The sequence below is a fragment of the Flavobacterium sp. B183 genome (assembly GCF_023539155.1).
Classification (GTDB): Bacteria; Bacteroidota; Bacteroidia; order Flavobacteriales; family Flavobacteriaceae; genus Flavobacterium; species Flavobacterium tructae.
In genome coordinates, this window is sequence record NZ_CP097434.1 from 1,457,431 (window position 1) to 1,483,664 (window position 26,234).

Annotated in this window: 24 protein-coding genes and 6 pseudogenes; 8 read left to right on the forward strand and 22 right to left on the reverse strand. The window is 35.0% G+C overall.

What is annotated here, in order from left to right; genetic code table 11:
- Nucleotides 1–36 precede the first annotated feature (36 nt).
- Both M4I44_RS06650 and pckA read left to right on the forward strand, forming a co-directional pair.
- Nucleotides 37–421, forward strand: a pseudogene (locus M4I44_RS06650) (DUF423 domain-containing protein).
- Nucleotides 422–722: 301 nt separating this feature from the next.
- A pseudogene (pckA, locus tag M4I44_RS06655) lies at nucleotides 723–2,324 on the forward strand (phosphoenolpyruvate carboxykinase (ATP)).
- A 146-nt stretch (nucleotides 2,325–2,470) separates the two neighbouring features.
- Here pckA and M4I44_RS06660 read toward each other — a convergent pair.
- Nucleotides 2,471–3,529, reverse strand: coding sequence for a phytase (locus M4I44_RS06660; RefSeq protein WP_035745995.1), 1,059 nt, complete (start codon nucleotides 3,527–3,529; stop codon nucleotides 2,471–2,473).
- Between the two features lie 76 nt (nucleotides 3,530–3,605).
- A complete protein-coding gene (locus M4I44_RS06665) occupies nucleotides 3,606–6,416 on the reverse strand; it encodes a TonB-dependent receptor (RefSeq protein ID WP_017494741.1) in 2,811 nt (936 codons plus the stop codon).
- 267 nt (nucleotides 6,417–6,683) lie between these two features.
- Between M4I44_RS06665 and M4I44_RS06670 the strand changes: the two are divergent.
- Nucleotides 6,684–7,781: pseudogene (locus M4I44_RS06670) on the forward strand (DUF4407 domain-containing protein).
- A gap of 117 nt (nucleotides 7,782–7,898) precedes the next feature.
- On the opposite strand, the gene M4I44_RS06680 reads toward M4I44_RS06670, so the two are convergent.
- From M4I44_RS06680 to ruvC, 10 genes and pseudogenes are all read right to left on the reverse strand, one after another.
- Entirely contained in the window at nucleotides 7,899–8,336 is a 438-nt protein-coding gene (locus M4I44_RS06680; RefSeq protein WP_249966861.1) for a hypothetical protein, read from the reverse strand.
- Nucleotides 8,337–8,470: 134 nt separating this feature from the next.
- A complete protein-coding gene (locus M4I44_RS06685) occupies nucleotides 8,471–9,001 on the reverse strand; it encodes a hypothetical protein (RefSeq protein ID WP_249966862.1) in 531 nt (176 codons plus the stop codon).
- Between the two features lie 263 nt (nucleotides 9,002–9,264).
- On the reverse strand, nucleotides 9,265–9,972 hold the full coding sequence (locus tag M4I44_RS06690) for a PH domain-containing protein (RefSeq protein ID WP_017494742.1): 708 nt from the start codon (nucleotides 9,970–9,972) through the stop codon (nucleotides 9,265–9,267).
- Nucleotides 9,973–10,043: 71 nt separating this feature from the next.
- A complete protein-coding gene (locus M4I44_RS06695; protein WP_017494743.1) occupies nucleotides 10,044–10,415 on the reverse strand; it encodes an MmcQ/YjbR family DNA-binding protein in 372 nt (123 codons plus the stop codon).
- A gap of 8 nt (nucleotides 10,416–10,423) precedes the next feature.
- Entirely contained in the window at nucleotides 10,424–10,774 is a 351-nt protein-coding gene (locus M4I44_RS06700; RefSeq protein WP_249966863.1) for a DUF4260 domain-containing protein, read from the reverse strand.
- Nucleotides 10,771–10,917 carry a hypothetical protein gene (locus M4I44_RS22600; RefSeq protein WP_371922994.1) on the reverse strand — a complete coding sequence of 49 codons (147 nt, stop codon included), beginning with the start codon at nucleotides 10,915–10,917 and terminating at the stop codon, nucleotides 10,771–10,773. The genes M4I44_RS06700 and M4I44_RS22600 overlap by 4 nt, the downstream gene beginning before the upstream one ends.
- Entirely contained in the window at nucleotides 10,914–11,171 is a 258-nt protein-coding gene (locus tag M4I44_RS22605; protein WP_371922995.1) for a hypothetical protein, read from the reverse strand. The genes M4I44_RS22600 and M4I44_RS22605 overlap by 4 nt, the downstream gene beginning before the upstream one ends.
- A gap of 29 nt (nucleotides 11,172–11,200) precedes the next feature.
- Nucleotides 11,201–12,021, reverse strand: a pseudogene (locus M4I44_RS06710) (cyclase family protein).
- A gap of 90 nt (nucleotides 12,022–12,111) precedes the next feature.
- Nucleotides 12,112–13,267 (reverse strand): annotated as a pseudogene (gene hemW / locus M4I44_RS06715) (radical SAM family heme chaperone HemW).
- A 76-nt stretch (nucleotides 13,268–13,343) separates the two neighbouring features.
- Nucleotides 13,344–13,897, reverse strand: a pseudogene (gene ruvC / locus M4I44_RS06720) (crossover junction endodeoxyribonuclease RuvC).
- A gap of 144 nt (nucleotides 13,898–14,041) precedes the next feature.
- On the opposite strand from ruvC, the gene M4I44_RS06725 reads away from it, so the two are divergent.
- Complete coding sequence (locus tag M4I44_RS06725; protein ID WP_249966864.1) at nucleotides 14,042–14,986, forward strand: hypothetical protein; 945 nt, start codon at nucleotides 14,042–14,044, stop codon at nucleotides 14,984–14,986.
- A complete protein-coding gene (locus tag M4I44_RS06730; protein ID WP_249966865.1) occupies nucleotides 14,983–16,086 on the forward strand; it encodes a glycosyltransferase in 1,104 nt (367 codons plus the stop codon). Before M4I44_RS06725 ends, M4I44_RS06730 begins: the two co-directional genes overlap by 4 nt.
- Nucleotides 16,087–16,114: 28 nt before the next feature.
- On the opposite strand, the gene M4I44_RS06735 is transcribed toward M4I44_RS06730, so the two are convergent.
- Both M4I44_RS06735 and M4I44_RS06740 read right to left on the reverse strand, forming a co-directional pair.
- Nucleotides 16,115–16,600 (reverse strand): hypothetical protein, encoded by a 486-nt coding sequence (locus tag M4I44_RS06735; protein WP_017494752.1) that lies wholly within the window; start codon nucleotides 16,598–16,600, stop codon nucleotides 16,115–16,117.
- A 47-nt stretch (nucleotides 16,601–16,647) separates the two neighbouring features.
- Nucleotides 16,648–17,031, reverse strand: a complete 384-nt coding sequence (locus M4I44_RS06740; protein WP_017494753.1) for a hypothetical protein — start codon at nucleotides 17,029–17,031, stop codon at nucleotides 16,648–16,650.
- A gap of 50 nt (nucleotides 17,032–17,081) precedes the next feature.
- On the opposite strand from M4I44_RS06740, the gene M4I44_RS06745 reads away from it, so the two are divergent.
- Both M4I44_RS06745 and M4I44_RS06750 read left to right on the forward strand, forming a co-directional pair.
- Complete coding sequence (locus M4I44_RS06745) at nucleotides 17,082–17,582, forward strand: DUF456 domain-containing protein (RefSeq protein ID WP_026109795.1); 501 nt, start codon at nucleotides 17,082–17,084, stop codon at nucleotides 17,580–17,582.
- Between the two features lie 279 nt (nucleotides 17,583–17,861).
- A complete protein-coding gene (locus M4I44_RS06750) occupies nucleotides 17,862–18,464 on the forward strand; it encodes a DUF937 domain-containing protein (RefSeq protein ID WP_249966866.1) in 603 nt (200 codons plus the stop codon).
- A gap of 61 nt (nucleotides 18,465–18,525) precedes the next feature.
- Here the strand turns inward: M4I44_RS06750 and M4I44_RS06755 are convergent, their stop codons facing one another.
- The 6 genes from M4I44_RS06755 to M4I44_RS06780 all read right to left on the reverse strand — a co-directional run bounded on the left by M4I44_RS06755 (nucleotide 18,526) and on the right by M4I44_RS06780 (nucleotide 23,401).
- On the reverse strand, nucleotides 18,526–19,434 hold the full coding sequence (locus M4I44_RS06755; protein ID WP_017494756.1) for a pseudouridine synthase: 909 nt from the start codon (nucleotides 19,432–19,434) through the stop codon (nucleotides 18,526–18,528).
- A gap of 195 nt (nucleotides 19,435–19,629) precedes the next feature.
- Nucleotides 19,630–20,586, reverse strand: coding sequence for a geranylgeranylglycerol-phosphate geranylgeranyltransferase (locus M4I44_RS06760; RefSeq protein WP_249966867.1), 957 nt, complete (start codon nucleotides 20,584–20,586; stop codon nucleotides 19,630–19,632).
- 91 nt (nucleotides 20,587–20,677) lie between these two features.
- Complete coding sequence (locus M4I44_RS06765) at nucleotides 20,678–20,905, reverse strand: hypothetical protein (protein WP_249966868.1); 228 nt, start codon at nucleotides 20,903–20,905, stop codon at nucleotides 20,678–20,680.
- Nucleotides 20,906–20,958: 53 nt separating this feature from the next.
- Nucleotides 20,959–21,897: a mevalonate kinase gene (locus M4I44_RS06770; protein ID WP_249966869.1), complete on the reverse strand. Its 939-nt coding sequence runs from the start codon at nucleotides 21,895–21,897 to the stop codon at nucleotides 20,959–20,961.
- A 30-nt stretch (nucleotides 21,898–21,927) separates the two neighbouring features.
- Entirely contained in the window at nucleotides 21,928–22,278 is a 351-nt protein-coding gene (locus tag M4I44_RS06775; RefSeq protein ID WP_017494761.1) for a four helix bundle protein, read from the reverse strand.
- Nucleotides 22,279–22,306: 28 nt separating this feature from the next.
- Nucleotides 22,307–23,401, reverse strand: coding sequence for a diphosphomevalonate/mevalonate 3,5-bisphosphate decarboxylase family protein (locus M4I44_RS06780; RefSeq protein ID WP_249966870.1), 1,095 nt, complete (start codon nucleotides 23,399–23,401; stop codon nucleotides 22,307–22,309).
- A gap of 156 nt (nucleotides 23,402–23,557) precedes the next feature.
- Between M4I44_RS06780 and M4I44_RS06785 the strand changes: the two genes are divergently transcribed.
- The gene (locus M4I44_RS06785; RefSeq protein WP_249966871.1) at nucleotides 23,558–24,031 is read left to right on the forward strand and encodes a TspO/MBR family protein; all 474 of its coding nucleotides are present in this window, start codon (nucleotides 23,558–23,560) and stop codon (nucleotides 24,029–24,031) included.
- Between the two features lie 82 nt (nucleotides 24,032–24,113).
- Here M4I44_RS06785 and M4I44_RS06790 read toward each other — a convergent pair whose 3' ends face one another.
- Both M4I44_RS06790 and M4I44_RS06795 read right to left on the reverse strand, forming a co-directional pair.
- Complete coding sequence (locus M4I44_RS06790; RefSeq protein ID WP_249966872.1) at nucleotides 24,114–24,659, reverse strand: hypothetical protein; 546 nt, start codon at nucleotides 24,657–24,659, stop codon at nucleotides 24,114–24,116.
- Nucleotides 24,660–25,002: 343 nt separating this feature from the next.
- Complete coding sequence (locus M4I44_RS06795) at nucleotides 25,003–26,211, reverse strand: NAD(P)/FAD-dependent oxidoreductase (protein WP_249966873.1); 1,209 nt, start codon at nucleotides 26,209–26,211, stop codon at nucleotides 25,003–25,005.
- Nucleotides 26,212–26,234: the final 23 nt, after the last annotated feature.

Genomic DNA, 26,234 nt, shown 5'->3' on the forward strand with positions numbered 1-26,234 from the left:
AGTATTTTTGTATGAGAATCGAAAGTTATAGAAAATATGAAAAGAAGAATTGTTTTGGCAGGTGCTTTTATGGGAATGTTAGCTATCATTTTAGGCGCTTTTGGTGCGCATTTACTGAAGAAATACTTGTCTATAGAAGAATTAAACACTTTTGAAGTTGGTGTTCGTTACCAAATGTATCATGCCTTATTTTTACTTTTTCTTTCGACCCGAAAAGATATCGCCGAGAAAATGGTGAAAACAATCTACAATTTGGTTGTTGCCGGGGTATTGCTTTTTAGCGGATCTATCTATATGTTAGCCACTAAAAGCCTCACGGTTTTGATTTTAAAATTATCGTATTCGCAACTCCAATAGGTGGTTTTTATTAATTATTGCCTGGGCGCTCTTATTTGTTACGATTTTGAGGAGAAAATCATAAAATACCGAATAAAAAATTCTATCTAAAAATTAATCTTTAATTTTGTCTCATAAATAACATATGATCTCGTTTATGTGAGTTTCTATTGTTTTTTGCTTTAATGCATAAATAATATAACAAATTCATTTAGAGGGTTATAGAAAAATGAATTAGAGGCATTTATTTTTTGTTTTATTCATTTTAGGAGTTTAAATTTTAACTAATTAGCATAAATAAAAGTGAAATTTAAATTTTTTTAAAGGTTTAATAATAAATTATATAATTTTGCATTCTCTTAAACATCACACACAACTAAAAATTTATGGACAGTCACACAGTTTTCACGCAATCGATTTCGCTGAAAGAATTAGGAATTGAAAATGCAAAGGTTCGATATCAACTATCTGCAGATGAATTACATGCGATCACTTTGCAATCAGGTCAAGGTGTTGAGAACTCCACGGGAGCATTGGCAATTAATACAGGCGAATTTACAGGACGTTCTCCTCAGGATCGTTATATTGTAAAAGATAGTATTACCGGAGATCAGGTTTGGTGGGGAAATGTTAACATTTCTTTTGAACCGGATGCTTTTGAAAGATTATACAATAAGGTAACACAGTATTTATCAAATAAAGAAGTTTTTGTTCGCGATTCTTATGTTTGTTCTGATGCTAATTACAGATTAAATGTTCGTGTTGTTACTGAAACAGCATGGTCTAATTTGTTTTGTTACAATATGTTTTTAAGACCGGAAGAGTCAGAATTGACTAATTTTACTCCGGAATGGACTGTAGTTTGTGCTCCGGGTTTTATGGCAGATCCTGCTGTAGACGGAACGCGTCAGTCTAATTTTGCTATTTTAGATTTTACTAAAAAGATCGCACTTATTGGAGGAACAGGGTATACAGGAGAAATGAAAAAAGGGATTTTCTCTGCATTAAACTTCATCTTACCGGTTTTCAAAAATACTTTACCAATGCACTGTAGTGCGAATGTTGGTGAAAAAGGAGATACTGCAATTTTCTTCGGATTATCAGGAACAGGAAAAACTACTTTATCAGCAGATCCGCAACGTAAGTTAATCGGAGACGATGAACACGGTTGGACTGCAGAAAATACAGTTTTCAACTTTGAAGGTGGATGTTATGCAAAAGTAATTAACCTTACAGAAGAAAACGAACCGGACATTTTTAGAGCGATCAAAAAGGAGCGCTTTTAGAAAATGTGGTTTTCAAACCGGGAACAAACGAGGTGGATTATGATGATGTTTCCATTACTCAAAATACACGTGTAAGTTACCCAATTACTCATATCGACAATATTCAGCCAGGTTCTATTGGACATAATCCTAAGAATATATTTTTCTTAACGGCAGATTCTTTCGGAATTTTGCCTCCAATCTCAAAACTGACTCCTGGACAGGCTGCTTACTATTTTATCTCAGGATATACAGCTAAAGTTGCCGGAACAGAAGCGGGGTTACAGAGCCTCAGCCTAATTTCTCAGCTTGTTTTGGAGCACCATTCATGCCGTTACACCCAACACGTTACGCAGAAATGCTAACTAAAAAATGGAAGAAGCTAACGTAACCGTTTGGTTGATCAATACAGGTTGGACAGGTGGTCCTTACGGAACAGGAAGCCGTATGAAGTTGAAATACACTCGTGCCATGATTACCGCTGCCTTAAACGGAGAATTGGATAACGTAAACTTTAAAAATCATAAAGTATTTGGAATTGCACAGCCTGAAACTTGTCCAAATGTTCCAAATGAAATTTTAGATCCTAGAAATACTTGGGAAGATCCTGAGTTGTACGATAAAAAAGCAGTTGAATTGGCTCAGAAATTCAAAGCTAATTTCGCGAAATTTGAAGAATTTGCCAATGCCGAAATTTTGGCTGGCGCACCGATCATAGAATAAGGAAGATTACTAATTCAAACTAAAAAAAGCTGTTCGTTATGAACAGCTTTTTGTTTTTTTAAGTTTGTGAAATGTGACAAGACTTATAAAATTCCGGTTTTTATGGTTTAGCAAAAACATGAAACATGAAACTTGAAACAAAAAAACTATTTCCTGCCTTCATCAATACGTTTCTGGATCAAATCCCAGGTATAGTAATGAAAAGTCATTCCGTTGCTCATCGCTACGAAAAGGCCATTTTTAAAGCTTCCGCCTAGATTGATGCTGGTAACATCGGCACCATCACATTCAATAGTCGATGTTGGAATTTCTGCCAAAAGCGGGTAGCTATTCGGATTGCCATTTGCTCCTTCTCTCGGGTACACCATAAAAGTGTTTGCTTGCTGGTTGGAGACCAGAATGTATCCGGTAGAATCTGTTTTCTTGTAAATTGCGATTCCTTCATTGTCTCCTTTAAAACCAGTTTTTCCAAAAATGGCGAGTTCTTTGTTGTCGTTTAAGGCAGGATCGGCTTTGTATTTTCTGATTCCGAATTGTTCATCGCAATACAAAATAGTACCTAGTTCATTATCTACTGCAATAGCCTCGATTTCTTTCTTCCCGCTGTAGGCACCAAACTTCCGAACGACTTTTGCTGTAGCAAATTTTCCATTTCCTGAAAGTTCGTATTGCCACAAGTAACTTCCTGATGGTCCTGATTTTCTGCCTACAATAGCAAAGATTTTTCCGTCGGTTTTTCGGGTATACAAAGCGATTCCCATTGGATCGCGTAATTCTTCACCCTCGAAAACAGCGATTCCACCGTTGTCAATTGCTTTTAAATCAGGTAAAGTAAAAATTCTTATTTTGTTTGATTCACGTTCTGTAGTAACAGCAACATCAACTTTTTTTCCATCTACGATTAAGCCGTAAGCGATATCAACATTGTTCGGGCGTTTTAGCACTTCAGATTTTGCAATGATTTTTCCTTTTAAATCAAAAGCGTACAAAGCACCATCTGTATCTTTATCCGTTCCAATAATAATGCTTTTCGAAGAATCTGTTGGGTGAATCCAGATCGCAGGATCATCTGTATCGTGAGGCAAGGCTTCGGTAACAACGGTTGGTTTTACAGCATTTGCAGCTACGGGTGCCAGTTTGTCTTCTTTACAAGCGACGAATAAAGTGCTTAAAAGTATAAAGGCGAGTATCGTTTTATTTTTCATTATGGATTCGATTTTTAATACCATTAGACAGAAACCGTTAGGCTCTGTCTAATGTAAGGATTTTAGGTGTAAATTATTATAAGTCAAGTTTCAAACCGAAATTGTATCGGGCCTGATAGTACTCTGCTTGTTTGGTATGTGTTTTAACTCCCTGATAGTAACGCAAAGGCTGATTGGTCAAGTTGTTGGCTTCAGCAAAAAGACGAAGCTTTGATGTAATTTTGAATGAAGCGTTTGCGTCTAAGAAAAACTGTTTGTCGTAATAACTGTCTTTATAAGATTCTGAACCCAATTCATCTAAATAATCTGAAGTGAAATTGGTTGAAACTCTGGCAGAGAAACGTTTGTTTTCCCACGATAAAGAACCGTTAAACATATGCGGTGTGGTTCCTGGAAGACTGATATTGTTTCTTTCATTACCTTCTTCATCCGCGATTCCTTTTGCTTTAGATTTGGTATAGGTATAGTTCAGATAAATACCAAATCCTTTAAGGAATTTCCCCGGAAGGAAATCCAACTGACGCTGAAAAGCGATTTCAAAGCCATAAACATCAACAGTGTCTCCGTTTCTGGATTGTAAAAACGACCAGTTTTCACCTGCCGGAATTGGATTTGCCTGGTTTGGGAAATCAGCAGCAAATTTTGCAGCAGTGTACTGGTTGTCGCTATAATTGTAAATGAAATTTTCCAGTTTTTTATAGAAAACACCTCCAGAAATTAATCCGACAGACTTGAAATAGTTTTCGGCCATGAAATCATAATTGTACGAGTAGGTGGCGTCAAGATCCGGATTTCCGGCTGTAATTTCTTTTTCGGCAGCAATATTGTTTACATATGGGGCCAGAGCATAATAGTCCGGTCTGGCCAAAGCGGTTGTAGCGGCAGCTCTTAAAACTAAATCTTTGGTCGCGTTGTATTGGAATGAAATACTTGGCAATAAATTAGTGTAAGAATTGGTCGTGTTAATTTGACTTTCTAATTTTTCTTCATCCAGAACACGGTTTCCGGTATAATCAATATGAGTGTTTTCTACTCGAAAACCTAAAACCATAGACAGTTTATCGTTAAAATCCTGATCCCATCTTACATAAGCGGCATAAATGTTTTCTTTAGCATTAAAATTTACTGCTAAGAATTCTGATGGATCTGCTTTTTTGTTGAATAACGCAGCGTTGTTTAAATCTAAACTTCCTAAAAAGTTAGCCGAAGCAAAACTACCCGGAACATATTTACTTCCCGGATTAAAGTTTTGACCGTCATAGAAACTGTTTGGAATCTGCGACAGCAAAGCCATATCAGTATTGATTGGTGTGTAGGCGAAGAAATTGTTGTTTCTTTCTTTTTCTTTCAATCGAAGTCGGAGTCCGGTTCTTAATCTACCTTTTTGAGATGGTATAATAGTAAAAGGGAAACGGATATTAATTTTTGCTCCAAATTCACTTTCGCTGGTTTCGTTTGTATTTTCGGTAGCCGTTTGGAACTTGAATTTGTCCAGAGATTCTCCGGTGGTTGCGATTAACGGAAATTCGATATCAGATAGATTCTGAGTTAAGTCCAAACCTTTTTGACGGTATTCGATATAACGTTCTTCCGGACGGTATTCTCTGGCTTTTGCATAGTTGGCAGACCAGTCTAAATCCAGTTTAGAGTGGATTAAATGTTCTCCACGAATCGAATAATTCTGAACACGCTGGTCTTCTAAACGGCTGTTTTTATTACGATTATTGTCAGATCCGCCTTTGGTTTGACGTTTTACACGGCCTTTAAAAGCTGTAATTTGTCCACCATTATAAATGGGCTGAATATCATCGTAAGTAGTTCTGAAACGATTTTCTCTATCGTCTCTCCAGTTGTAAATGGCATTGGCAAAAATGGTGTTATTTTCATCAAATTTGTAATCTAATGCCACAGATCCGCTGCGACGAATACGCTGTACATCGTATTTTCTAATCTCGGATGCCTGCAAGTATTCATTTCCGAATTTATCTTTTACCCATTCGTTCTCAATATTATCAGATCCGTAATTCACATTGTTATAAGATCCGCTGAAAACGGCTCCCAGTTTATTGTCGAGAAAACGATTTCCATAAACCAGTCCGGCTGTATAAGAGGCGTGTTCGCGAATTGGCAGATAACCTCCCGCCAGTGTTGCAGAAATTCTCTCTCCATTTGGTGTAGCTCTTGTGATCAGGTTTACAGAACCTCCAATAGCATCTGCATCCATATCGGAAGTTAAGGTTTTGTTGACTTCAATTGTCGAAATCATATCAGATGGGATCAAATCCATTTGTACATTTCTGTTGTCTCCTTCTGCCGATGGAATACGATCTCCATTTAAGGTAACAGAGTTCAATGAAGGAGCAAGTCCACGGATAATGATGTTACGGGCTTCACCCTGATCGTTTTGCATGGTGATTCCCGGAACACGTTTTAAGGCATCCCCAACGTTGGCATCCGGAAAACGCCCCATTTGGTCAGAAGAGATTACGTTTCCAATGTTTTTGTTGTTTTTTTGTTGGTTCAGGGCTTTTGCCTGACCTTTTAAGATATCTCCCACCACAACTTCGTTCAATTCAGTTCCCGAAGTTTTAAGTGCAAAATCAATTACGTTGTTTTTACCCTGTTCCACTGTAATTTCTTTTGTGAGAGCCGTGTATCCAATATATTTTACTTGTAACTGGTAGGTTCCTGCATTTATGCTAAGCAATTCAAAATGACCATTGTAATCTGTAACAGTGTATTTGTTCTCACCTACAATTTGAATCATTGCTCCCGGTAAAGGAAGTTTGTCATCTGTATCCAGCACTTTTCCGGAGATTATAGCCTTTTGAGCATAACCTGACAAGGCAAAAAACAGAAGTGTAATTACTAAATAAATTTTTTTCATTTGTGTTTTAGTTTGATTTGCTGCGAAACTAGAACCTGAATGTTATTAAAGGACTTGAAAAAATTAACATAGTGTTATGATTCGTCGTTTACATTAAAAATAGATTAATGTTGAAATAACATTTAAATGAGAAATGTTTTTAAGAACCCAACTTAAAAGAAATGAACTATTTAACTTAGAATTTAATTTTTTGGCGCTAAATTTGCGCTGTCACAGGAGCCCAAAGGGCGAACTGACGAAATAATCATCAATCAAAAATCATCAATCATGTTAAAACAATTTTTTATCCTTTGCTCCGGAGCCGATCGGGATCTGCTCGAAGGCTGTTCAAATGGCGAACAAACCAAATATGTTGGTATTGGCGCCACCGTTTTTTTTACTGCCGTTATGGCTTTTCTGGCCAGTGCTTATGCGCTTTTTACCGTTTTTGACTCTCTTTATCCGGCTTTAGCCTTTGGATTTGTCTGGGCTTGCTCATCTTTAATCTGGACCGATTTATTGTTTCGACGATTAAAAAAGAGATCGTTTTATGGATGAATTTATTCAGGCGACTCCCAGAATTATATTGGCTATTATTATTGCAATTGTAATTTCGAAACCTTTGGAAATTAAAATTTTCGAAAAAGAAATCAATACCGTTTTATTGAAGGAAAAAAATGAGATGGAATTGGCAAACAAAAAACAGGTAGGCAATTATTTCAAATCAGATTTAGATAAGAATAAAGCTGAGATTGCTGCTTTGAAAAATGATATTCTGACAAAAGAAAAAGAAGTAAATGCTTTGTACTCTACTTATATCACAGAAGCTGAAGGGACTTCGGGAACAAAGAAACTGGGGAAAGGACCGGTTTATAAGGAAAAACGTGATAAACACGATGCAGCTTTAAAAGAGCTTGCTGCTTTAAAGACTATTAACGAAGCAAAAATTGCCGAGAAAGAAAAAACAGGAAAACAATTACAGGCTGACTTAGATAAAAAAGTCACACAGACACAACCGATCATTGAAGGTTTTGACGGATTAATGGCGCGCATTAATGCCTTGAATAAGTTGCCTTGGCTTCCTTCATTTTTTATCATGCTGTTGTTTTGGCAATTGAAACTTCTCCAATTATAGCAAAATTATTAGCTCCAAAAGGGGAGTTTGACTTCAAACAGGAAGAGGCCGAAACAGCTATGAAAGCGACTTTGGAACAGAATAAATACCAGCGTGAACTATTAGTGAAAACCAGTGCCCAAATGCACGATAAAGTATATGCTGATATTGCCGGAGACAGAGGTCTTTTTGATTTACAGCGTAAAAATGCTAAAGAGTTACTGGAACTGCAATCGAATAGTTTTGTGGAGAAGCAGAAAGCTACTTTGTAAGCCGTAAAGTCGAAGGTCTAAAGTCATAAAGTAAAAAAGCCGGAATAGAATTTCTATTCTGGCTTTTTTGTACTAGAGAGTCATAGAGATTAAACTAAAGATTTTTTTGATGATTTCTTATAGAATTGACCTCCTTTTTAAGTCCTGATTTTCTTTTTCTAATTTATTCATACGTTTATTTTGCTCAATCATATAGAGCGTCATTTCTTCTATTTTTTGTAGAAGTTTAGAGTTCATTTCGCCAAGATTAATTCCGTTTTTCAAAACTTCTTTTTCACTAGGAATATTTTCTAAATGGCCTTTTTCTGCGATATGTTTTTCAACTTCTTCAAGCGTTGGTAAATTGTATTCTTTTTTAAACACAAAATCTGACCAGCCAGACATATCTACTTTTACTTCTTGAGAATGAATGATTCCTTTTACATCTAGTTTGTTATTTGGATTTGTTATACCAATGCCTACATTACCTGTTATGCCAATAGTTAGAGCCGGAAGTGCTGTGGTTCCATTAAAACTAGTATTAAAGGTATATCCATGGTATGAGGATAATATCATTTTATCTCCAAACGGAATATTAATTTTTGCAAAATCACTATTTACCCCAAAAAATAAAGATGGATTATCTCCAGTTGTATATCCACCAGATAATCCAGAAATAAATAAATTGTGTTTAAATTTTGCGTCACCATTTACAACAAGTTTTGAATCAGGACTATCGGTACCAATACCAATATTCCGTCGTTTCCTCTCATATAAAGGATATTTTCACGTTGACCGTTTCCCGTATGGGCCCCAAATTTTATAAATCCTTTAGTCCCATCGTACCCCATGTCCATTCTTGCGATTCCTCCACTGCTAAAGGTAGTATTATAAATTCCATCATTTGTGACATCGAATTTACCAACATACAATTTGTCTGAATATATTGTTCCTTTAACGTCTAATTTATAAAATGGATCTTCAGTTCCAATGCCAACATTTCCATCACTTCCTCTCATATAAAGAATGTTTTCACGTTGACCGTTTCCCGTATGGGCCCCAAATTTTATAAATCCTTTAGTCCCATCGAACCCCATGTCCATTCTTGCGACTCCTCCGCTATTAAATAAAGTGTGATGTACATCATCATTTATAATTTTTAATGAGCCAACATCAGAAATTTGTTGCGCAAAATTTATTTGAGAAGCAAATACGGTAAATAATAAAGTGATTTTTTTCATAATTTATTTTAATGGATTTATTATAATCGGTAGAATTAAAAATACTAAAATTGTAAAAGGATTTAAAAGTAGGATAGAAAAGTTCTCAATATAAATTCTGACAAAACTTTCTCTAATGAAGGAAAATTGATCAATAAATCTCAGTTTAAAAAATGTTCATTCAAAAAAGCCTTAAGTTCGATCTGAACTTAAGACTTTTTTATTTTGATTAAGAAGTTAATTCACTTCTTACAGTTTACTTTTCATATTTTATAAACTACATCTTACATATAGCTTAAAATTTCTTTCTTATAAGTGTCATATTCTCCTTGCATGATTAAACCATTGTCAAGTAGTTTTTTATAATTCTGCAGTTTATCAAAAAGTTCTTCTTTGGATAAGTCGCTTAATTTACGTTCTCCTGTAGAAGTTGGAGCGGGTTGAATAGGTTCAAAAGTTTCATAAGGAGTAGCGGCAGCTGGCAAAATCTCGGCGAAACTGGTCACTTCTTCTGTTTCAACTTCTTCTACGTCGTCTTCAAAATCATCTTCAACGATTGGTGTTGCTTCAGTTATTGGAGTCTCAGAAGCTGCAGGATTTTTTAACAAATCCAATTGCTCTTTAGCATAAGTATAAATTTTTCTGGCCTGAGTTTTCGGAATATAATCGATTGAGATGGTCAGATCAGTTTTGGTGCCAAATGAAAATTCAGAACCTAAAATATTTTCTTTTACAAAAGTGCTCGCAATATCATCCCAGGTATAATCTGTAAAATCCATTGATAAACCTAAGTTTTTAGGTTTGCAGATAATAATACGTTTGTTGGTTAAGATTATGCTATCCGGAAAAACAGTTATTGCAGGTTTTTTTTGAACCGCAATGTACCCGATTTCTTCGTTTTTCATCAATAAATCATTGAGTTTCGAAGTGATTTTTTCAATCGCTTTAGGGTCTTGTTCTTCGTTCAGAAATTTTTTAAATTGTTCTTTCATGATTGATAAGTTGCTAAGTTACATGGTAACTGAGTTGCTAGTTTTTTGGTCTTATGCTGCAAATGTAATGCCTAATTTTCTAATTCGATAATTTCATTCTGAATTTTCTTTGTCAAACTTTTGAAAACCAATTCATACGAATGATCGATCAATTCTTTAAGGAAAGCGGTTGGTAAACTTCCGTTGAGAGCGATAGTATTCCAGTGCACTTTGCTCATATGAAATCCGGGTTTGATTTCTTCATATTCGGCTCTTAGTTCCTGAGCACGTTCGGGATCACATTTTAAGTTAACCGAGGGTTCGTTTTTTTCCCATTGTGATAAGGAGGATAATGCAAACATTTTTCCGCCAACTTTAAAAACCAAAGTGTCCTCGTCAAAAGGGAAGTGCTCGCTAACTCCTTTTTTTGAAAGACAATATTCGTAGTACGTTTCCAGATTCATATTATTTTTTATTTACCAATTTCACCTAAATGTGTATACTTAAAACCTTTTTGATATTTCAAACCATAACCGAAAAAACGATCCATTGCAGCATGAGAGAACAGAATGATTCCGATAAGTTGGATGTATTCTATTTTTAAATAACAGCCTAATATATAAATTATTATTGCAACTCCTTTATGGTGGAACAGGTTGTAGGATAAAGCACCAATTTTGGAATTAAATGCATAACCAATCATAGAAAAATCAGGAGTCAGAATGAAGACTAAAAACCACCACCACTGATAGCTTAAAAGGCTAAATAAATAGATTCCGAGAATAAACATTCCCAGTTCTTCAAGTTTGAGTATTGTTTTCATGATATTTTCTTTTCCATCATTTTTTCGGGATGTTGTAAAGCACTAAAACCAAATTTCTCGTATAAAAAGTGAGCGTCAGTGGTGGCTAATCTCCAAATCTGAATGTTTTTGAGCTGTGGATCGTTCATCATGTGTTCTATCAAAACAGAAGAATATCCTTTGCCACGTTGTTCTTCAGTAATAAAACATCCATTACATAGCCAAAAACAACATAATCTGTAATGACTCTTGCAAAACCAATTTGTTTGTCATTAAGGTAAATACCAAAACAAACCGAAGCATCTATCGTTGTTTGCACCTCTTCGATAGTTCTTCCGGCGGCCCAGTAAATGTCTTTCAGGAAATTTTGAATAAACGGAACATCAAGTTTGCTCTTATCTGTTGAAACTGTTATCATTTTAGAGGTTCGATTTTATATTTAAGATTTTACCTTGTAAGATTTGAAATCTGAAATAATATTGGTTTGCTTGGACTTGCATCATTTTCAAACGAAGCAATCTGGAGATTTAGTATATAGGCTCCATCTTCGATTTCATCCGAAACAAAATCATTTCGGTAATGGTTGCGTTTAATCGTGCGTCGGAATTTAGATTGTGGGTGTCTTTTACATTCCAAAACGCTTTGTGTGCCAGTAATTTGCCCTCATCATGTTCTCTGTCAACACTTGGTAAGTCAATTAATAAATGCTGAATTTCGCTTTCACGGATGAAAATTGCGGCCTCTTCTGATAAATAGGGCGGATTGGTATTGGAATATTTCGTTGATTTTTTATCCTTTTGATTTGGAAGCGTTCTAATAATTAAAGCCTCAATTGTTTTGGTGGGCGAAGCCAAATCATGTGTCCCCTTGAGCGAAGTAGAGCCATTTGTCCCATTGAGCGAAGTCGAAATGTGTTCTTTTGTAATTACTAAATCATCACCCATTTTTTCGGGTTCAACTGTAATCAGTTGGGCAGTAAAGAAAAATTGCTTTAAGCACTGATTGATACTGAAAAAGTCATTCGTAATATGCCCCAAACACTCTGTATGCGTTCCATGGCCGTGAGGGTTGAAGAAAATATTATTGAAATTAGTAGATGATTTCCCTTCAGATACCTTTCCAATCCAGTCACCAAAAACGACCGGTTCAATGACTGGTTTTTCGATGTACCAGGCAATCGGGTTTTCGTCTGTATTGGTTAACGGAATTGAAATATCAATGGGTTTTGATAAGTCGATTTGATATTTGCCTTCAATAAGTGCTAGCATAATGGAACACGGATTTTACAGATATTCTAACGCGGATTTTTGCGGATTTTTATCAGCGTTGCTTGCATCCGTTTTATCAGCGTTCAATTTTTATTCTTCCAAATTTAAATAAAACAAATCACTTGCAATTCCATCCGTTAAAAATTTTCCTTTTAAAGTTGGCCTAAGAATATTGTTTTCAATTGAAAGCAAATCATCGGTTAAGAATTTTTGAGATTGTTTTAGTAAATAATTCAAATATTCCGATCCGAATTCGTTTTCAATTCTTTCCAGAGAAACGCCCCAAATGGTTCGTAGCCCCGTCATAATATATTCATTATAACGATCTGAAACAGTCAGGATTTCTGTTTCAATAGGAAGCTCATCATGCTGAATTGCTTTTAGATACAAAGCGTTATTCGCCACATTCCAGCCTCTTTTGTGGCCGTCAAAACTATGAGCCGAAGGTCCAATTCCAATGTATTTTTGCCAAGCCAATAAGCGGAATTGTTTTTGGAGAAGTAACCTTCCTTTGCAAAGTTGGATAATTCGTAGTGAATAAAACCATTTTTTTCAAGTGTGTCAACCAGAATCATAAAATGATTGGAAGCTGCTTCGTCTTGTGGTTCTGCAATTTTACCGGTGTCAATCAGTTTTTTTAAAGCCGTTTTGGGCTCCACCGTCAAAGCATAACTCGAAATATGAGGAATCCCGAAGCTTAAAGCGGTTTCAATATTTTGTTTCCACATTTCGTCAGTAAGACCGGGAATTCCGTAAATCAGATCCAGTGAAATATTATCGAAATATTTTGTTGCTTCTTCTAAACATTTTTTGGCTTCCACCGAATTATGAGCGCGGTTCATCATCTTTAAATCGTCTTCATAAAAAGACTGAATTCCAATGCTTAAACGGTTTATAGGGCTTTTAGATAATTCCAGAATACGCTCGGGAGATAAATCGTCGGGATTGGCTTCGAGTGTGATCTCCGGATTTTCTGCAACATTGTAATTGTTGTAAACGTTCTCGATTAAAAAGTTGATCTCGTCATTACTCAAAACGGATGGGGTTCCACCACCAAAATAAATGGTCTCTATTTGATTGTCGCTTCGAGCGGAGTCAGTAAGGTTCAATTCATTTTTCGCAAGATAATTTCTTTGGCTAAAGCCAAAACCATTTCGTCTTTCTTTTTCATTGAAGTCGAAAAATGAAAGTCGCAATAGTGACAAGCCTGCTTGCAAAAAGGGATATGGATGTAGATGCCGCTCATGATTTTAGTCTCAGTTTTCAGTCCCGGTTTTCAGTCTCAGTATTTTTTAGTTGTAAACTGTGACTGCGACTGAAAACTATTTTTTAATTCGTTCTTCATTTTGTTTCACAAAAGCATCCCAACCCGAATAACTTTTACCGGCAATAACTTTACCGGAATTAAAATGATGACAAACGGCAGCCGCAAGACCATCTGTTGAGTCGAGGTTTTTGGGTAATTCTTTTAGTCCAAGAAGCTGCTGGAGCATTTTTGCGACCTGTTCTTTACTGGCATTTCCGTTTCCGGTAATCGCCATTTTGATCTTTTTAGGTTCGTACTCTGTGATCGGAATCCCTCTCGAGAGTCCCGCTGCCATTGCAACACCCTGTGCACGCCCTAATTTCAGCATCGATTGAACGTTTTTGCCAAAGAAAGGAGCTTCAATCGCAATTTCGTCCGGATGGTGTGTTTCTATTAGTTCGATGGTACGCTCAAATATGATTTTTAATTTTTGGTAATGATTGTCGTATTTGGATAATTGCAGTTCGTTAAGCTGCAGAAATTCCATTTTTTTATTGGTGACTTTAATTAATCCGAAACCCATAATTGTTGTTCCGGGTCAATACCTAATATGATGCGTTCTTTTGTCAATTTTTTTATTTTGGTTACACAAAGTTGTACTAAGTTAACACAGAGATTCACAAAGTTTTTTTGATTCTCTTCGTGTGTCTTTGTGAATGCTCAGAGAATCTTTGTGAAATAGCTTTTTCGTAATAGTTTGCTTTACTTTGCAGCATGATTTCAATTCCTCACAAAGCTAAGCAATTCCTTGTTCTTCTAATCAAACTTTTGATTGTAGGAGGTGCATTTTACTTTATTTATGATCAGTTGGCGCATAATGATCAATTGGACTGGCAAAAATTCATCATACTGTTTCGTAAAAATCAGTCTGTATTAGGAATTGGGTTTATATTACTTTTGAGCGTTTTGAATCGTTATTTCGAGATCCTGAAATGGCAAAATCTAGCTAAAGTAATTCATGAGATTTCTTTAGGAGAAGCCACAAAACAGGTATTGGCAGCTTTAACAGCCGGAATTTTTACGCCAAACGGAGTAGGAGAGTACGCCGGAAAAGCCTTGTATTATCTGAAATCAGAGGCAAAGAAAGTAATTTTCTTAAACCTGATCTGCAACGGAATCCAGATGATCTTAACGGTGATTTTCGGGATTTTTGGGTTATTGTATTTCAATGCCAAATATGAGATTATTACAACTCAAACGGTTGCCGTTTTGTTTGGAGGCTTTGTATTGCTCTTGGTTGTTCTGTTCTCTCTGAAGAAAATAAAAATTAAGGGATATTCAATCGAGAAATTGATACATAAGATTGATGAAATCCCAAAATCAGTTCACCGTAAGAATATTGTTTTAGGAATTTTACGGTATTTGGTCTTTTCACATCAGTATTACTTTTTGTTCTTGGCTTTTGATGTTGATTTGCCTTATTTTACACTAATTGCTACTATTGCTGTAGTTTACTTTTTGGCTTCGTCACTGCCTACTTTTCAGTTTCTGGATTTTGCGGTAAAAGGAAGTGTTGCGATTTATTTCTTTGGAATTTTAGGGGTAAACGAGTGGATTGTAGTTTTTATCAGCACGTTGATGTGGTTTCTTAATGTGGTTTTACCGGTTGTTATAGGAGCTTATTATGTACTAAATTTTAAGACCAAAACAGCAGAATGATTTGGGTTTTGTCTGTCATATTAGGTATTTATTTGATTACCATTGGTTTGCTTGTTTATGGTTTTTTTAAAGTAAAAAAGTACCAAAATACAGATTTGAAACCTCAAACAAGCTTTACAATTATAGTTCCGTTTCGGGATGAAGAAGAGAACTTACCTAACCTTTTAGAAAGTTTTTCAAAACTGAATTACCCTAATGATTTGTTTGAAGTTATTTTGGTAGATGATAATTCTAAGGAGAAATTTCAAGTTTCAAGTTTCAAGTTTCAAGTTTCACAAATTGACAATGTCCGGATTTCGAATTCTCCCAAAAAAGATGCTATTTCGACTGCCATGCAGTTGGTGAAAACGGGTTGGGTTGTTACTACAGATGCCGATTGCCTGGTGCCTGAGAATTGGTTGTTGACATTTGATAATTACATTCAGCAAAATAAGGTTTCGATGCTGGCAGGAGCTGTAACGTACGAATGTGAGAACTTTTTTTTGCATCATTTTCAGCAATTGGATTTAACGAGTCTGCAAGGTGCTACTATTGGAAGTTTTGGACTTCAAAGTGCTTTTATGTGCAACGGAGCCAATTTTGCGTACACTAAATCGCTGTTTGAAGATTTAAATGGATTTGAAGGGAATAGCAAAATTGCCAGTGGAGATGATGTGTTTTTACTGCAAAAAGCGGTTGGTTTATTTCCTGATGAAGTTCACTATTTAAAAGGGACAGACGCAATTGTAAACACAAAACCAACGGAGGACTGGAAGACCTTATTTTATCAAAGGGTTCGTTGGGCAGCCAAAACAAGTTCGTATCAAAGCAGTTTTGGAAAGCTATTAGGGCTTATTGTTTTTTTAGGAAATTTGAGTTTTGTAGTAGGGTTTTATAGTGTTGTTTTTTCGATTTTGCCTTATTACTTTTTTGTTTTGTTGGCTTTTTCAAAATTCGCAATCGATTATATCTTACTCTATGCTACGAATCGTTTTTTAGTGAAAGACAAAATAAAAAGTTTGTTCTTAAGTAGTTTGTTGTATCCTTTTTTTAGTTCGGCTGTGGCTTTATACAGCTTGTTTGGCTCTTATGAATGGAAGGGAAGAAAGTTTACGAAATAGAATCTCTCCTATATAAACGAGAAAACAACTATTTTTTTTCTTTTGCCTTGAGAATAACAGGTAAGATAAATTGTGTTTTTACCGGAATTCCACGTTTAAGTGCCGGATTTACTTTAGGGAAATCGACCAGGCGGGCATGTAGAATACTATCGATTTTAATAGTGTCGTAGGCAACAGAATCTTTAGGAAATTGAGGTTCGAATTTCATTGTTGAGTTTGGAAAAACGGTCACTTTTACTTCAATGGTGTCTAGTTCAGGATAGAGTATGGAAAGGGTGTCAATATCCAGTTTTTCCTGAATAAGTTGTGCCATTACCTCAAAAAAGCATTGTTGACGTTGCTTTTTATCGGTAATTTTTTCGCAATTGGCAACAGATGGAAATTCATCAACTTCTTTCCAGTTAATCGATTTTAGTTCTTTTTGGAGTAATTCTTTTTCAGACGGAACCTTCTTCTCAAAATATTGACAAGAATGGAAAAATAGAATTACGAATAAAAGGAAAAACTTCTTCAAGACTTTGATGTTGGATTGAATAAATAAATTAGAATATAAAAATACAATTATTTTTTTTGAGAAGCTTTGAATTGCAAATAATCTTCATAATTTTCCGACAGCCATTTTTCTTTGTTTTTTGCCGCAACTTCTTTTTCTTCAGGATATAAAGAAGCTAGTCGGTCAGAAAAAGCAGCAATTCGAACGGTGTAATTGTAGTACTCCGTTTTGCTTAATACAATATTTGGATCATTTTTTCGATTAAAATATTCGAAGAATAAAGTATTAAAATCTTTCATCGAAAAGTTGAGCACTTTTTTCTTATTACTTTTATAAATGCTGTCTTGCAGAAGTCTGTCGTCTATTGAGAGTTTTTTAGTTTGGGCATGCAAATTGCTATTGATGACAAGGATCAGAAAACTACAGGAGATAAATTGCAAAAATTGACGCATTAATTTGTTCCTTTAGAAAGTTTGTAGATCAAATTTACAAAAAAATAGACATGGATTTACTATTGTTGTTGCTTGGATTTATATGCATGATTGTTGGGATTTTTGGCAGTTTTCTGCCTGTATTACCCGGATTGTCATCTTGCTGGGTGGGGTTGTTACTGCTGTACCTGACCAAGGCGGTTGAAAACAATTATTGGGTTTTAGGCATTACACTTTTGTTAACGATTGTAATTACGATTCTTGATTATATCATTCCGGCAAAAGGGACTAAAAAATTTGGGGGTAGTTCATATGGGGTCTGGGGAACGAACATTGGTCTAATTGTTGGTATTATTGCTCCTATTCCTTTTGGAGTAATTATCGGGCCTTTTGTTGGGGCTCTTGTTGGAGAGTTGATTTACGATTCGACCAATCATCAAAGAGCACTGAAAGCGGCAACAGGATCCGTTTTAGGGTTTTTGGCGTCGAGTTTTGTAAATTTTTTATGCTGCATTATTTTCCTGGGTATTTTTATTAGCATTGTCTGGCAAAATCGCGTATTACTGTTTTAAATCGCGTATTTATCCTTAAGCTTTTTCTTATTTTTTAATTTTTTATCAAAAAAATGTGATTTTTTTTGAGAGGATTTTTCTTTGTTTTGATAACGAATGGGTTATGTTTACTGGAGGTTCGGGATTTTTATGTTTAACAACTGTTTAAGCTACAATTCACCATTTAACTTATTTTTTGGAAATGTTAGAATATTTTATATTTTTATCCTGATAAACGATAAAAAGCCTCACTTCGTCGATTATTTTTAACGGATTTAAATAATTTCAAACAAGTTAAATATGACTCCTAACCTACAAATTGAACTTAGACGTTTTATTTCTTCTAATGTTGTTTCAAAGTTGAACAAGTTTTATTTTGAAAATGATGCACTTTTAATTAAAGGAATTGATGTTTCGATAGGTACGGTTTTAATGGGGTTGTACAATAGGGCGGAGGAGTCGGATTTTTACAAAGGAATTACTTCAATGATGCAGGATGATTCCACTTTCTATCAGGAAGTCGATTTTACATCAGGACGTATTTTATCAGTTGATGATTGTTATCGATTAGAAGGGAATAGTTTGCTGAAAGAAATATTTACCAATAAAAAAGGCAGGATTTCTGAAATGATTTCTAATGAAGTTGGAATCAAAAGTGAAACAGCCCGAGAGATTCTTAACTTTTCTACTTTATTAGTCGTCTCTTATCTTAAGAATAACATCCAAATAGTAGAGAGTTTAAAATTGCTTTTAGAAGATCAAAAAAGAGATATTTTAAACAGTATTCCTCCCGGAATCAAAATTATCCTCGGTTTTTCCTGTTACGAAACAGTAGAAGAAAAAAACCAATCTATAGGAAGGTCTATTTTTACCTTATTCGGTCATAACTTTTTCAGCTTCTAAAAAAAAATCCCGTCTTACAGTGTAAAACAGGATTTATATTTAAATCAATTTGAGTAGTTTCTTATACGTTTTTCAAGTTGATAACTTCCTGGTCAGTTAAAAAACGCCAGTTACCTCTCGGTAAATTCTTTTTAGTTAAACCTGCAAATGATACACGGTCAATACGCAACACATCATAGTCAAAGTTTTCGAAAATAGCACGTACTACTTTTACATTCGAAGAACGTAATTTAAGACCTACTTCACTTTTTGCTTCTTTTTCAATATAACTGATTTCTTCCACGAAAACACGGTGTCCGTCAAGAACTAAGCCTTTACTTATTTTTTCTAAATCTTCAAATTTCAAGTTTTTATCTAAAGAAACCTGGTAGATTTTAGATGATTTTTGATTTGGTAAAGTAAATTTACGAATCATGTCCGTGTCGTTAGTAAACAGCAATAAACCGGTTGTGTTTTTGTCCATTCTTCCAATCGGAGCAATTTTTGCCGTTGTAGAACCGCGAACTAACTCTAAAACATTACGATATTCCTGACCTTCGTCAAGAGCAGTGGTAAAGTTTTTAGGTTTGTTTAATAAGATGTATTCTTTCTTTTCAGGAGTCAAAGTAACGCCGTCGAAATTTACAACATCATTTAATTTTACTAAATAACCCATTTCAGTTACTGGAACTCCATTTACTTTAACATTTCCGGACTGAATGTATATATCGGCATCACGACGAGAACAAACACCTGAATTTGAAATGTATTTGTTTAAACGAATTTCGTCTGAAGCTTTTTGTCTTTTTGGAGCCTGATTCTGTTTTTTAATTTTCTGCGCCTTTTCTTCTTCGGCAGCCTTAACAGCAGGTTTCACCTTTTTCGGCCCTTGAGCACGTTTTGCCATAGGAGGTTTTGGCTTGTTAGAGTTTGGTCTTGAGCTATTTGGTCTCGAACCGCCTCTTTTATTATTGCCTTCCTTATTGTTCATAAATTCTGTAATTTGTGCAAAGATAGTTTATTCTTGCTAAATAATCCTAAGTTCATTGTTCTTAGATTGATAGCTGTTGTTTTTTAGAGTTATAAGAGTGTTACAATTCTCTTTTTTTTAGCATTTTGAAAGTTGCACTATGGAGATTTTGCACTGTGAAAGCAAAACAAAGGGCAAAAATGAGCTATTAAACCGTTAAGATTTTAGTAATAAATTTTTTCCATGCCATAAGACAGCTGGATTAATTAATACGATGCAAAATACTCCCGAAACAATCAGGAATTTTAAGACATTGTGTAATAGTAAAAACTGTTCCTTAGAGTTTGATTTCCACAAATAAATCAGGAAAAATAGCAATACACCAAAACAGACATAAAAGTAAATGTCCATATAACCCACATCGTAAATGTTGATTAAAATATAAACCGGAACCACTGTCAGGATCGTTAAAACTGTAATGATTTGTTTGGAAACCGTTTCGTTGTAAAGTATTGGGATTGTTCTGTAATTGTTAGCTAGATCACCTTTGAGATTTTCCAGATCTTTTATCATTTCCCGAATGAGCAACAATAAAAACAAGAAAATCGCGTGAGATGAAATAACCATGAAATGACTCATATGATTCTCGATTTCTTCAAATGAAATTTTGTTGTAGAAATATAACAGAATAGCAAAGAATGGAACTACTGCCAGGAAGGCCGCACAGAGATTACCAACAATAGGGAATTTTTTTATTTTATGAGAGTAGAACCAAATGAGGAAAATGTATGCGGAAAAGAATAAAAAAGCACGCCAGGAAACAATCAGTGCCATTAAGGCCGCAATGAAGTTGAGGGTAAAATAAACGGATAGTTTTGTTTTTTGACTGACTAATCTGTCTAACATTGATTTGTTAGGCCTGTTGATTAAATCTTTTTGGCTGTCGTAGAAATTATTGATAATGTAACCTGAAGCAATAGTGATTGCGGAAGCAAAAACGATTAAAAACAAATTGAAATCCAACAAAATATCCAGTGCTCTTTTTTCCGGGGCCAGTATAAAAATAGAGGATAAGTATTGAGCCAAAACAATAATCGGGATGTTATAGCCTCTCACTACGGAGAACAAACTAACAATTTTCATTACTAAAAGTTTGTGCTGTCTGCTTAACATTTTTTGAGTTTGGTTTCAGGTTTTAATTCTAGACTTGTTTTTAGGATCTCCTTCTACAAAACATAGACAGACTCCCAGTGAATTTGAAGCATCAGGAGTCGAAAAGGAAAAGTTGTGATCCGGTTGCAGAGCGGGTAAAGACAATGACAGAAACCTCTTCAATAACCAATGCTAAAAACTTTACTTTCGTGTAGTGAACAGTGATTTTTTGAACAATACTAAATCCTTTTTCTAAAAGTGTCGCTAATAAAATTAAAGGTGTTAAAAATAGAATTCCTCCTGAAAAAGTCGCTTTGATAATCTTTAAAATACTATTCATAAGTTTAAACTTTTAAGGTCTATTTAAAGAAAGCGAGTTTTAAAAGACGGGATTTAGAATTGATAAACGACTTCTAATTTATAATCTTTTAAAGATGCTTTGGCACGTTCCAAATCCTCGGTAAAGCCCAGAATATAACCGCCACCTCCTGAACCGCAAAGTTTCAGATAGTAGTCATTCGTGTCAATTCCGTTTTGCCAGATCCCATGAAATTGTTCCGGAATCATTGGTTTGAAGTTGTTTAAAACGACTTTTGATAGCTTTTTAGTATTAGTAAACAACGATTTCATGTCACCATGTAAAAAGTTTTCTACACAAGCATCGGTATATTTTACAAACTGATTTTTAAGCATAGTACGGAAGCCTTTGTCTTTCAGACTTTCCATGAAAATGTTAACCATCGGAGCGGTTTCGCCTACAATTCCTGAATCTAACAAAAATACAGCCCCTTTTCCGTCAAAACTCTGAGTTGGAATTCCGGTTGCTTCAATGTTATCTTTCGAATTGATTAAAATAGGAATGCTTAAATAACTGTTTAAAGGATCTAAACCAGAGCTCTTTCCGTGGAAGAAACTTTCCATTTGAGCGAAAATATTCTTTAATTGTAATAGCTTTTCGCGGGTCAGATTTTCTAAAACGGTGATCTTATGAGTAGCATATTTATCATAAATTGCGGCAACAAGTGCACCACTGCTTCCCACTCCGTATCCTTGTGGAATACTGGAATCGAAATACATTCCGGTTTCTACATCATTCTTTAAAGCCGTCAAATCGAAAGCAACCAAATCCGGCTGTTCTGTTTGTAAAGTTTCAAGATAAGCTGCAAAACGTTTTAAGCTTGCGTTGGATGCCATTGCTTCTGCCGAAGGATCTTCGTTTTTTTTCAAAGCACCGTTGTAAAAATTATAAGGAATAGAAAGTCCTTTAGAGTCACGGATGATTCCGTATTCTCCAAAGAGTAATATTTTTGAGTAAAATAAGGGTCCTTTCATAATTGAAAATGAATAATTAACAATTGATAATTATATGTTTTTAGAAGTTTTTATGATACTTGTAAGTAATCTTAATAACTCACTGATTTTAGGTTTAATATTTTGAAATTCGATATCAGAAAGATATTTTGTTTCATACAGCAAATCTAACCAATATTCTGTTTCGTTTGCTTCTTTTAATGAAATAGACAACTTATGAATAAAATCTGCTTTACTTTGGGCATGTTCAGATTCTCTTACATTTGCACCAATCGATGTTCCCGCACGCAACATTTGCTTAGATAATACAAATTCTTTTTTCTCGCTTAGAGTTTTGTAAAGATTTACAATATCAATTGCAAAAGCAAAGGACTTATCTTTTATAACGTTTTTCTTTTCCATAAAGTTACTAATTATTAATTGACAATTGTTAATTATCAATTAATAAAGCACCATCTCCAATTTCGTCGCAAATGTACTGACCATTCTGACAAAATACAACTAATTCGTCCTGAATAAATTGTAGCACTTTATCGCTAACGTTTTCGGGATAGAGAACATGAACATTTGCTCCGGCATCAAGTGTAAAGCAAACCGGAATCTGAGTCTCATTTCGGAATTTCCAGATGGCATTAATGATTTGCAAGGTGTTCGGTTTCATTAAAATATAGTAGGGCATAGAAGTCATCATCATGGCATGTAATGTCAATGCTTCACTTTCAACTACTTTTATAAATTCGTTTAGATTACCGCTTTCAAAAATGGTAATTAACTGATCCAGATTTTCATGTGCCTGAGCAAAACGTCTTTCGGCATAGGGATGATTGTGCATTAAATCATGTCCAACAGTACTGGAAACTTGTTTTTCTCCTTTGTCAACCAGTAAAATGGTATCCTGATAGTTGTTGAAATTTTCGTGAACGGTATAAGGGAATTCAACGCCATACAAATCCGAACTTCCTTTAATATTTGCCTGATTTCCCCAAGCTACCAGATTTCCTTTTACACTTCTGCAGGCACTTCCGGATCCCAAACGGGCTAAAAAAGATGCTTTCTGGTAAAAATAGTCTTCTGTCATTTCAGGATTTAATACTTTCTCTAAACTCATAAAGTTCATTGCTAAAGCTGCCATTCCGGAAGCCGACGAAGCAATTCCTGAACTGTGTGGGAAGGTATTTTGAGTATCGATAGTAAAATGATACTCTTTCAGAAAAGGTAGATAGATTTCAATTCGTTCCAGAAACTTTTGAATTTTTGGTTTGAAGTCTTCCTTTGGTTTTCCTTCAAAAAGTAAATCAAAGGAGAAATTACTTGCGGGAGAAGTTTCTCTTTTTGTAAAAGCAAGCTTAGTAATCGTTTTACAATTTTTAAGGGTAAAACTTACTGAAGGATTTGCCGGAATCTGATTGTCTTTTTTCCCCCAGTATTTTACTAACGCGATGTTGCTGGGTGCGCTCCATTCAAAATTTCCGTTTTCGATGGATGAAGTATAGGTATTAGGAATAAAATCAGCTGCTGTAAACATGAACTATAAAATTTTGGCAAAGATAGTTTTTAAAATATTGCGTCATATAAGTTCTGTTGGAAAATGTAAGTCAAGTGCCAACTAATAACAAACTAAAGGGTAGTTATAGGATTTACGCCTTCTTTTTGATTATTTTTGGAAAAAAATCAGAGTAAAATGAACAAGGCAGCCAAAATTGCAATTGCATTAGTTATTTGTTTAATGGTAGGATATTCTGCAAGTATAGTGACAAGACCAAGTGTTGAAACATGGTATCCTACTCTTATAAAACCTCCTTTTAATCCACCTAATTGGATTTTTATGCCGGTTTGGACACTGCTTTATATTTTTATGGCGGTTGCAGCGGGACTGGTTTGGGATAAAATAAAAGAGCAGAAAGAGACGGTGAAAATGGCTTTAGGATTCTTCATAATTCAGCTGACTTTAAACGCGATCTGGTCTTATTTGTTCTTCGAATTAAAGAACCCAATGCTAGCCCTAATTGAAATTGTACTTTTATGGCTGATGATTTATGAAACTTATTTGAAATTCGTTAAAATCAATAAAATTTCCGGATATTTATTGATTCCGTATATGATTTGGGTAGCATTTGCTGCAGTTTTAAATGCTAGTATCTGGTGGTTGAATTGATAGGTTATAGTTTCCGGTTTAATTAAAAGATTTGTTTGCACTACTAAATGATTGTAGTAAAACTAAAATTGAGTAATCTGATCTAGTTCTTGATATTCGTTTTCAGGGTTTTAAATTCTTCATTTTTGGCATACATAAAATCCATTGTAATTAGAATATTGCTGTTTTCTAAAAGACTTTTAGATCTGGGATCAGCATCACAAAATTCAATAAAAAGCTCTTTCTCTTCTGGTTTTAAGTTTAAATTTTTGACAAAAAAATCATCAGGAATTGATGCTGCTACGAGTTTTTTGAAATCAGTTTTCGGAGTTTTATTTTTGGCAGGTTTATCATCTTCTGTTTTAAATAAACCAATTAAACCTTTTCCAAGTCTTGCAAAATCGATACCATTGGTAATAGTTCCGTTGTAAACACCGGTGTATTTTTGTAAAGAGCCAGCATCTTTTGCTAATTTTATATCATCTATTTCTTGTTGAGAGATTTTTATCGGATCAAATTTGATATTGGTAATTACTACTTCGTTTAATTCTTCCGGTTTTATAACCATATTAACTACGATGTTGTTCTGATCGATGTTTTCCTGCGTTATTTTTAGTCTGGTAAAAAAGTAGTCTTTTGAAAAAAACAATAAGCTGTCCTTACTTTTAACAAGAATAGAAAATTCTCCCAAATTATTAGTTGTCGTGCTTGTTTTGGCCGTTTTATTTATGACTTCGACTTTGTTAAGTGGGGTATAATTGGAGGTAACTTTTCCGTGAAGTAATTTTTCTGATTGTGAAACAGACAGCTGATAGGTGAAAAAGAAATTGTAGTGAGTAATTTTACTTTCATATTTAGAGTGCTTAGCTGAAAGTAAAATTATTAGAATAGTCTTAATGAAATCTTAGTGAAGATGTAAAGTCTTGTTAATTGATAAATCGCAGTTTTCAGTCACAGTTAATCCGAGACTGAAAACTGCGACTGTATCCTAATTAAATTGCATTCGCCAAAATAAACCCGCTTGTCCAGGCATTCTGAAAATTAAATCCTCCTGTAATGGCGTCAATATTTATAATTTCACCAGCAAAATAGAGATTTTCATGTAGTTTGCTTTCCATGGTTTTAAAGTTGATTTCTTTTAAATCAATCCCTCCGGCAGTTACAAATTCTTCTTTAAAAGTGCTTTTTCCGTTGACCTGAAATTTTGCTTTTGTAAGTTGTGAAGCGAGCTGTTGCAATTGATTTTTAGACAAATCGGCCCATTTGGTTTCGGTGTCAATGCTCGAAGCCAGAACTAAACTTTCCCACAAACGATTTGGAAAATCGAAAGGAGATTTTTTCGAGACGGCTTTTTTGGCGTGTTCCTGTTTTAGCTCTTTCAGTATTTTTTCGGCATCTTCGCTATCAATATCATTCAGCCAATTAACGAAAATAGTAAACTGATAATTTTTATCGTGCAGGATTCTGGCGCCCCAGGCAGACAGTTTCAGAACTGCGGGACCGCTCATTCCCCAATGTGTGATTAACAAAGGTCCCGTCGACTCGAGTTTGGTATCTTTTACGGTTACAGTGACTTGTGCTGCAACACCAGGTAATTCTTTTATTCGGGGATCTTTGATGTTGAAAGTAAATAAGGAGGGAACCGGACTTACAATTGCATGTCCTTGTGTTTGCAGCATTTCCCATATTTTAGGATTGCTTCCAGTGGCCATTACTAATTTTTCGGCAGCGAAATTTTCATTTTGAGTATCAATTTTCCAACAATCTTCTTTTTTAAAAATCGATTGTACGCTTTGCCCGGTGAGTACCTTTATGCCTAGTTTTTCAGTTGCTTTTAAGAAACAATCGATAATGGTTTGTGAAGAATTGGAAACAGGAAACATTCTGCCATCTTCTTCGATTTTTAACTCAACACCATGTTTTTCGAACCATTCGATCGTATCGCCTGAGCAAAACTGATGAAAAGGACCGCGAAGTTCTTTTTCGCCACGCGGATAAAATTTAACCAATTCATTAGGTTCAAAGCAGGCATGCGTTACGTTACATCTTCCGCCGCCTGAAACACGAACTTTAGAAAGCACTTCTTTTCCTCGTTCTAAAATGGCAATTTTTAGTTTAGGATTTTTCTCTGCAATATTAATCGCTGTGAAAAAACCTGCAGCACCTCCGCCAACGATGATTATGTCGAAATTTTGAGTCATATTTTTTTATTTGCCACGAATTC

Coding starts and splice junctions, on each gene's coding strand:
- M4I44_RS06730 (WP_249966865.1), top strand. CDS start 14,983: ATGATTTGGGTTTTGTCTGTCATATTAGGTATTTATTTGATTACCATT.
- M4I44_RS06685 (WP_249966862.1), bottom strand. CDS start 9,001: ATGAAAAAAATCACTTTATTATTTACCGTATTTGCTTCTCAAATAAAT.
- M4I44_RS06765 (WP_249966868.1), bottom strand. CDS start 20,905: ATGAATAGTATTTTAAAGATTATCAAAGCGACTTTTTCAGGAGGAATT.
- M4I44_RS06785 (WP_249966871.1), top strand. CDS start 23,558: ATGAACAAGGCAGCCAAAATTGCAATTGCATTAGTTATTTGTTTAATG.
- M4I44_RS06690 (WP_017494742.1), bottom strand. CDS start 9,972: ATGAAAGAACAATTTAAAAAATTTCTGAACGAAGAACAAGACCCTAAA.
- M4I44_RS06680 (WP_249966861.1), bottom strand. CDS start 8,336: ATGATATTATCCTCATACCATGGATATACCTTTAATACTAGTTTTAAT.
- M4I44_RS06750 (WP_249966866.1), top strand. CDS start 17,862: ATGACTCCTAACCTACAAATTGAACTTAGACGTTTTATTTCTTCTAAT.
- M4I44_RS06760 (WP_249966867.1), bottom strand. CDS start 20,586: ATGTTAAGCAGACAGCACAAACTTTTAGTAATGAAAATTGTTAGTTTG.
- M4I44_RS22605 (WP_371922995.1), bottom strand. CDS start 11,171: ATGATAACAGTTTCAACAGATAAGAGCAAACTTGATGTTCCGTTTATT.
- M4I44_RS06770 (WP_249966869.1), bottom strand. CDS start 21,897: ATGAAAGGACCCTTATTTTACTCAAAAATATTACTCTTTGGAGAATAC.
- M4I44_RS06795 (WP_249966873.1), bottom strand. CDS start 26,211: ATGACTCAAAATTTCGACATAATCATCGTTGGCGGAGGTGCTGCAGGT.
- M4I44_RS06725 (WP_249966864.1), top strand. CDS start 14,042: ATGATTTCAATTCCTCACAAAGCTAAGCAATTCCTTGTTCTTCTAATC.
- M4I44_RS06695 (WP_017494743.1), bottom strand. CDS start 10,415: ATGAATCTGGAAACGTACTACGAATATTGTCTTTCAAAAAAAGGAGTT.
- M4I44_RS06775 (WP_017494761.1), bottom strand. CDS start 22,278: ATGGAAAAGAAAAACGTTATAAAAGATAAGTCCTTTGCTTTTGCAATT.
- M4I44_RS06665 (WP_017494741.1), bottom strand. CDS start 6,416: ATGAAAAAAATTTATTTAGTAATTACACTTCTGTTTTTTGCCTTGTCA.
- M4I44_RS06740 (WP_017494753.1), bottom strand. CDS start 17,031: ATGCGTCAATTTTTGCAATTTATCTCCTGTAGTTTTCTGATCCTTGTC.
- M4I44_RS06660 (WP_035745995.1), bottom strand. CDS start 3,529: ATGAAAAATAAAACGATACTCGCCTTTATACTTTTAAGCACTTTATTC.
- M4I44_RS06745 (WP_026109795.1), top strand. CDS start 17,082: ATGGATTTACTATTGTTGTTGCTTGGATTTATATGCATGATTGTTGGG.
- M4I44_RS06780 (WP_249966870.1), bottom strand. CDS start 23,401: ATGTTTACAGCAGCTGATTTTATTCCTAATACCTATACTTCATCCATC.
- M4I44_RS06755 (WP_017494756.1), bottom strand. CDS start 19,434: ATGAACAATAAGGAAGGCAATAATAAAAGAGGCGGTTCGAGACCAAAT.
- M4I44_RS06700 (WP_249966863.1), bottom strand. CDS start 10,774: ATGAAAACAATACTCAAACTTGAAGAACTGGGAATGTTTATTCTCGGA.